At 36.6% G+C, this 6,044-nt stretch carries 5 protein-coding genes and 1 pseudogene; 2 read left to right on the forward strand and 4 right to left on the reverse strand.

The features are described from left to right. On the reverse strand, positions 1-257 hold a 257-nt coding region (locus J671_RS23995), incomplete at its 3' end, for an IS5/IS1182 family transposase (protein ID WP_005101361.1). A 168-nt stretch (positions 258-425) separates the two neighbouring features. On the opposite strand from J671_RS23995, the gene J671_RS24000 reads away from it, so the two are divergent. Further along, a complete protein-coding gene (locus tag J671_RS24000; RefSeq protein WP_002048314.1) occupies positions 426-1,304 on the forward strand; it encodes an SDR family oxidoreductase in 879 nt (292 codons plus the stop codon). A gap of 56 nt (positions 1,305-1,360) precedes the next feature. Here the strand turns inward: J671_RS24000 and katE are convergent, their stop codons facing one another. Then, a complete protein-coding gene (katE, locus tag J671_RS24005) occupies positions 1,361-3,505 on the reverse strand; it encodes a catalase HPII (RefSeq protein ID WP_009501073.1) in 2,145 nt (714 codons plus the stop codon). Between the two features lie 52 nt (positions 3,506-3,557). Continuing rightward, complete coding sequence (locus J671_RS24010) at positions 3,558-4,967, reverse strand: iron-containing redox enzyme family protein (protein ID WP_004887679.1); 1,410 nt, start codon at positions 4,965-4,967, stop codon at positions 3,558-3,560. Between the two features lie 315 nt (positions 4,968-5,282). On the opposite strand from J671_RS24010, the gene J671_RS24015 reads away from it, so the two are divergent. Then, positions 5,283-5,783, forward strand: coding sequence for a CinA family protein (locus tag J671_RS24015; protein WP_031983715.1), 501 nt, complete (start codon positions 5,283-5,285; stop codon positions 5,781-5,783). Here the strand turns inward: J671_RS24015 and J671_RS24020 are convergent. Beyond that, positions 5,780-6,044, reverse strand: a pseudogene (locus J671_RS24020) (IS5/IS1182 family transposase); the annotation flags it as partial. The gene J671_RS24015 and the pseudogene J671_RS24020 overlap by 4 nt on opposite strands.

The raw sequence follows: 6,044 nt of genomic DNA on the forward strand, positions 1-6,044 counted from the left end.
AAGCCACAGAGTTTAATCAGGCTTTGAACAAAGCCAGTAACCATACGTAAAGAAAGACGGAATAGAGATTTGATCATTAAACAGCATTGAATCGCTGTATCGGAATAAGTTTGATTTCGTCCTTGCTTGCCTTGTGGTTGTGCATACCATTGCGTCTTAGGATCAAACCAGATTGAAATATTTCCTCGCTTGATTAAAGCTTGGTTATACGAGGACCAATTGGTTGTACGATAGATTTTAGGTGTAGGCTTCTTCATCTGGAAATTATATTACTGAAGAAGCCTTCAAGAATAGCTTTGTGCAACAAAGCCCATCCTTATATATAAAATAACAAAGACAACTTTTTAAAAAAGACTATTTACTTATATTCACGTGCATATTAATCACTATAAAGGGACTGAAATTTAAATAGAGGTAGTCTAGACATGGAAAATACAACAAATGAGTATCCAACAGCAGTTCCAGCACAAGTTCAACCTCATCAGCCAGGCGATCAGGAGAAGATGCATCCTGAACCAGAAATCATTAAAGCATCTCATAAAGGTAGTGAGAAACTAAAAGGCAAAGTTGCCGTCATTAGCGGTGGCGATAGCGGTATTGGCCGTTCGGTTGCCGTATTGTTTGCCCGTGAAGGCGCCGATATTGCAGTTCTGTATCTTGAAGAGGATCAAGATGCTGAAATCACCAAACAACTTGTTGAAAAGGAAGGACAGCACTGTCTTCTATTAAAAGGTGATATTTCCGATGCAGACCTTGCAAAACAAAATATTGATAAGGTTTTACAGCATTTTGGAAAAATTAATATTTTAGTAAATAATGCTGGAGTTCAATATCAGCAAAAAGAAATTGAAAGTATTAGTAATGAACAATTAGAAAAAACATTTAAAACAAATATTTTTGCCATGTTTTATTTAACCAAAGAAGCGATTCCTTATATGGAAGAAGGTGATAGTATTATAAACACCACCAGCATTACCAGTTATCAAGGTCATGATGAGCTCATCGATTATGCGAGTACTAAAGGTGCGATTACCTCTTTTACTCGTAGCTTGTCGAACAACTTAATGAAACAGAAAAAAGGTATTCGCGTAAATGGTGTGGCACCAGGGCCAATTTGGACTCCTCTCATTCCAAGCAGTTTCGATGCAGAAACGGTTGAGAAATTTGGTAAAGATACACCAATGGGTCGCATGGGTCAGCCAAGTGAAGTCGCCCCTGCTTACCTTTTTCTTGCCTCAGATGATGCAAGTTATATTACGGGTCAGGTAATTCATGTAAATGGCGGTCAAATTGTTAATGGCTAAGCGCTAACGTCATTTAGAAAAAGCCCTGAAAGCTTCAACTTTCAGGGCTTTTTTATTTAAGCCGGTACGTGTGCGGCTATTTGTTCTCGTGACCAAACACGATGAGCTTTAATCAGATTTTTAAATTTTTCTGCAATATGCTGGAACTCATCCTCAACCAAAGTTCCTTCATCTGCAACTAAACCGAGTGGTTCAAGCAAATCAGATTTATTGCCTAAAAATGCAATTGGTTTTAAATGCTTATAAGCTTCTAGTACATAATGGCGCGCTACACCATCTTGCATCACTGCATTTAAATTATCGCCATCTGGAACAATTACAGCATCATAAGCAATTGAAGGTTCAGCCATTTGCATACCATCAGCTACAATAATATTGTCTTTATGGTCTTTTACTGGAGCCAAGCTCGGCGCTAGTAAATGAACAACTACACCTTCTTTAATTGCCCAATTTTTAATTGCTTCAAGTGTATCTGACTTCACAAGATTATGAATAAGCACAGCGACTTTTCTACCTTGAATGTCTTCAGGAGGGAAAGCTAAAAAAGACAACTTGGCAGATTTTTCAATTGCTGTTTTCTTATAATCTAAGGTTAAATCCGGCACTTCAATACCTAAATTCGCACCGACTTGACGTGCCAGATCGAGGTCGATATTTGCCAAAATTTGTTGAACTTGGCGCTCACGAATATGTTTTCTTTGAACTTTACTTAACTCAAAAGTATAGGCATCGACCACATGTTTTTGCTCATGCGGCGCAAGGCTTTTGTAATAAAGTCGAGGCTGTGAGAAATAATCAGAAAATGTCTCACTTCTTTGACGAAGTTTATGTCCGCTGATTTTTTCAGGATAACTTTCAAAACCACCATTTGATGCTGCTGGCGGTGTCTCAACTGGCCAATTTCCATCGATCGAGTTTGGTTGATATGAAGCTTGACCTTTATGAATGGTATGTTGATGAATGCCATCACGTTGATTGTTATGGAATGGACACACAGGTTTGTTAATCGGAATTTGGTGAAAGTTTGGTCCACCTAAACGGCTTAACTGGGTATCTGTATATGAAAATAGACGTGCTTGTAAAAGTGGGTCATCTGTAAAATCAATACCAGGCACTACATGACCCGGACAGAAAGCCACCTGCTCTGTTTCAGCAAAGAAGTTATCTACATTTCTGTTTAAAACAAATCGACCAATTGGCGTAACAGGGACTAATTCTTCAGGAATAATTTTTGTTGGATCAAGCAAATCGAAGTCAAAGTTCATTTCATCTTCTTCTTCGACAATCTGCACCCCGAGTTCCCATTCTGGATAAAAACCTTGCTCAATCGCTTCATAAAGATCACGACGGTGGAAATCTGGGTCTTTACCAGCAAGTTTTTGAGCTTCGTCCCATACGAGCGCACTTAAACCTTGTTTTGGTGTCCAGTGAAATTTCACAAAGTGTGATTTACCTTCGGCATTAATTAGACGGAAGGTATGCACACCAAACCCTTGAATTGAACGTAAATTACGTGGAATCGCACGGTCTGACATTGCCCAAATTACCGCATGTGCAGATTCAGGTACTAAAGACACAAAATCCCAGAAAGTATCATGTGCAGTTGCACCAGTCGGGATTTCTGTATCTGGTTCAGGTTTTACTGCATGGACAAAGTCCGGAAACTTAATACCGTCTTGCACAAAAAAGACTGGGGCGTTATTACCAACTAAGTCGAAATTACCTTCTTGGGTATAAAACTTAATTGCAAAACCGCGAATATCACGGACAGTGTCGGCTGAACCACGCGGCCCTTGCACTGTTGAAAAGCGTACAAAAATTGGAGTTTGAATGGTTGGGTCTGTTAAGAACCCAGCTTTGGTCAAACGTTCATTTCCTTCATAAGCCTGAAAATAACCATGCGCCCCTACACCACGAGCATGCACAATACGCTCAGGTATACGCTCATGGTCAAAGTGGGTGATTTTTTCTCTTAAGATAAAATCTTCCAACAAGGTCGAACCACGAATACCCGCTCTTAAGCTATTTTGGTTATCAGCTATTTTAACACCTTGATTTGTGGTTAATGCCTCATTGGTTGCATCATCTCTTACTGTGTCTAACTGTTCAGTTTTCTGGGTAGTATTGGCTTTATTTGCTGCATCGGCACCAGCCATTTCACTTGTTTTATTAGTTAATTTAGTTTTGTCGTTCATGTCCATTACCTATGTTTTGAAAGTTAAACTTGGGTTGAAGTTGAAAACGTTTATCAAACTAGTTTTTAAACGTCCCTAAATAAGGAAAAAGAAGTTCTACGTATTTACGAGTACTCCAAAGACCAATACTTTTATGATGAGAATCAGGGGCTAGAAACGGAGTAAGTTTGCATATTTTTATTGCAAGATCACTTGATTGCAGCACGCGCTCTTGCAGTGCATCAAGCTCGCCATCAGAGATATAGCTAAACAGATAATCTTGAATACGCTGGCTATTCTTTAGTTCTCTGCTGTATGCCAAGAAGTTAGAAGAATGATCACTACCAGCGATCCAGTCATGAATAATTTGACGCTCTACAGGGTTAAATACCCCAAACATTTTTCCATTTTCTTCATTAATCATCCGCCAGAACACGCTCTGTTCAGGGTCGGTATTAAATTTAATCCATTTCTGTTCAGTTAAATGATTGATCAATCCTGCAATATCATCGGGGTTTGATAACCATTGATTAATAGTTTTGCAGCCAAACTGTCTGGTTTCGTTATGAATTAACTGACCGACAAGTGCTTTTCTTTTCAAAATTTTATGAACAAAGTCTTCAAGACTTAAATTCTTTATAATATTTGAAGAAGATTCACCACGGTTATTCAAGGCAAAACCTTGTTTTAACTTGGTAAAGAAGAGCTCTTTATCCCTGTATTTATTGTAAATATCTTCAATAACCTTAATCGCTTTATAAGCATGGCCATTGTCAATATTGTCGATAGTAATGTGTAAATTAAAGTATTTAGAATCGATACCTAATTCAGCAAGCTCATAATTTGAAATTAAAAGATGCAGAGGAAGCTGCTCATAACCTAAGTTAAAACCAACAATTTCTGGAATAAACTCAGGCGGTGCATACCCTAATGCAAGCTGTACTACGGCTTGATGGTAATAATCATCTTCTAAAAGCAGGTCGAAACTGTCGAGTCCAAGACTACGTAAAAGATCATCATAGATACACACATGATTCGCTTTCGGTTCACCTAATCCAAGCTCTTCCAGATAAGTAATAATAAGTTCATGAAAGACAGGATCATTCCAGTAATGTACAGAGCTATATAGCCAAGCACCATCTACTTTTTTGGTCGGAGATACCTTTATTAAAAACTCAAACGCCTGAGCAACATTCTGAAAATACTCTCTACCATGACCATCTTGTCTACGATTTAAATATGCCTGAAATTCCTGACAATTTTTTTTATTATCGTTTTCACACCATTCTTTAATCGAATCGATACTTGAAGGAAAATCTATTTCCGTCATCTCTAGTTTATCTATTTCTTTAATAAGAAAATCTCTTGCCTTTTTCTCTTTCTCAAAACTTGAAACATCAGGGTCAAGAAAAAAAACAAACAATTCATAATAATTTTGTTGATTATCTTGTAATAAGTCTAATAATCTTTTTTTCACTACAACAGGCATTTTCATTCTCCGTTTGTGAGATATCAATTACCATACGTCACCCTAACTATAATCAAGTTTTAACTTTGTTATTTTGCGTTATTAAAAATTAAGATCAAACCTGAAAATTAAAATATTTCAACAACATAGTTACTAACGCAAAATTACATTTAAACTTTTAGAATTATTTAAGCTGCTGTTTTTATATAAAATTTGCAAAACTTAATCTAAACTTACATTAGTTTCACCATCAAAATTATAAACATTAAAAAAATAACAAAGCAAATAGTTATATATTTTTATAACATTTTAAAAACAATTTAAGGGAGAATTAAAATGTTTAATTCATGTTGTAAATTATTAGCTAAGGAAAAAATTAAAATTGCTTTTTTTGAAAGTGCTTCTGCCGGCTATCTGGCTTACCGCTTCTCTTTGAGCCCTTATTCGGGGGATATATTGATTGGAAGCCTTGTGAGTTATGATCTTCGTGTCAAAGAAAATACCCTACATATTTCAGAAGAACTTATTGAAAAATATACAGCAGAATCAATGCAAGTAACTGTTGAAATGATTAATAAAGGAAAAGAGCTTTTACATGCAGATATGTATGTTGCATGTACGGGTCTACTCAAAAAAGGGGGTTCCGAAACACAAGAAAAACCAGTAGGAACGTTCTTTTATTCAATATATTATAAAAATAATTTTTATAATTTTAGGCGTGTATTAAAAGGACCAGCTTTTTTAAAGCTTAGAAAGTTGACTTACTACATTACTCAAGATAGGCTTTGTTGCATAAACATTCAAAAGCTGAGTTCTCCCCAATCCATTCAAATTTAAGACACAACTTGGGTGCGAGGTCTACCTAATTCCGTAAATCTATTCAGAACTGCCACACGCGCATGAATTTCATTGACCTGACTTTGAAAATGTCTTGCCGTCAGCCTATCACCTAATAATTTGATGCAATGCATCTTGGTTTCCACCAAACTACGACGGTGATAACCCGACCATTTTTTCCATAGGGTTCTGCCTAAATGTTTAACCGTTTGAAGTAACTCATTTCGTTCTATTGAACTTATTTTAGAATCTTTCCAGGGC

It is taken from the genome of Acinetobacter sp. 1130196, assembly GCF_000588095.1.
In the GTDB taxonomy this organism is placed as follows: Bacteria; Pseudomonadota; Gammaproteobacteria; order Pseudomonadales; family Moraxellaceae; genus Acinetobacter; species Acinetobacter nosocomialis.

What these genes read in the sequence shown, in the direction of transcription:
- J671_RS24000 (WP_002048314.1), top strand. Translation starts at nt 426, where the DNA reads ATGGAAAATACAACAAATGAGTATCCAACAGCAGTTCCAGCACAAGTT.
- katE (WP_009501073.1), bottom strand. Translation starts at nt 3,505, where the DNA reads ATGGACATGAACGACAAAACTAAATTAACTAATAAAACAAGTGAAATG.
- J671_RS24010 (WP_004887679.1), bottom strand. Translation starts at nt 4,967, where the DNA reads ATGCCTGTTGTAGTGAAAAAAAGATTATTAGACTTATTACAAGATAAT.
- J671_RS24015 (WP_031983715.1), top strand. Translation starts at nt 5,283, where the DNA reads ATGTTTAATTCATGTTGTAAATTATTAGCTAAGGAAAAAATTAAAATT.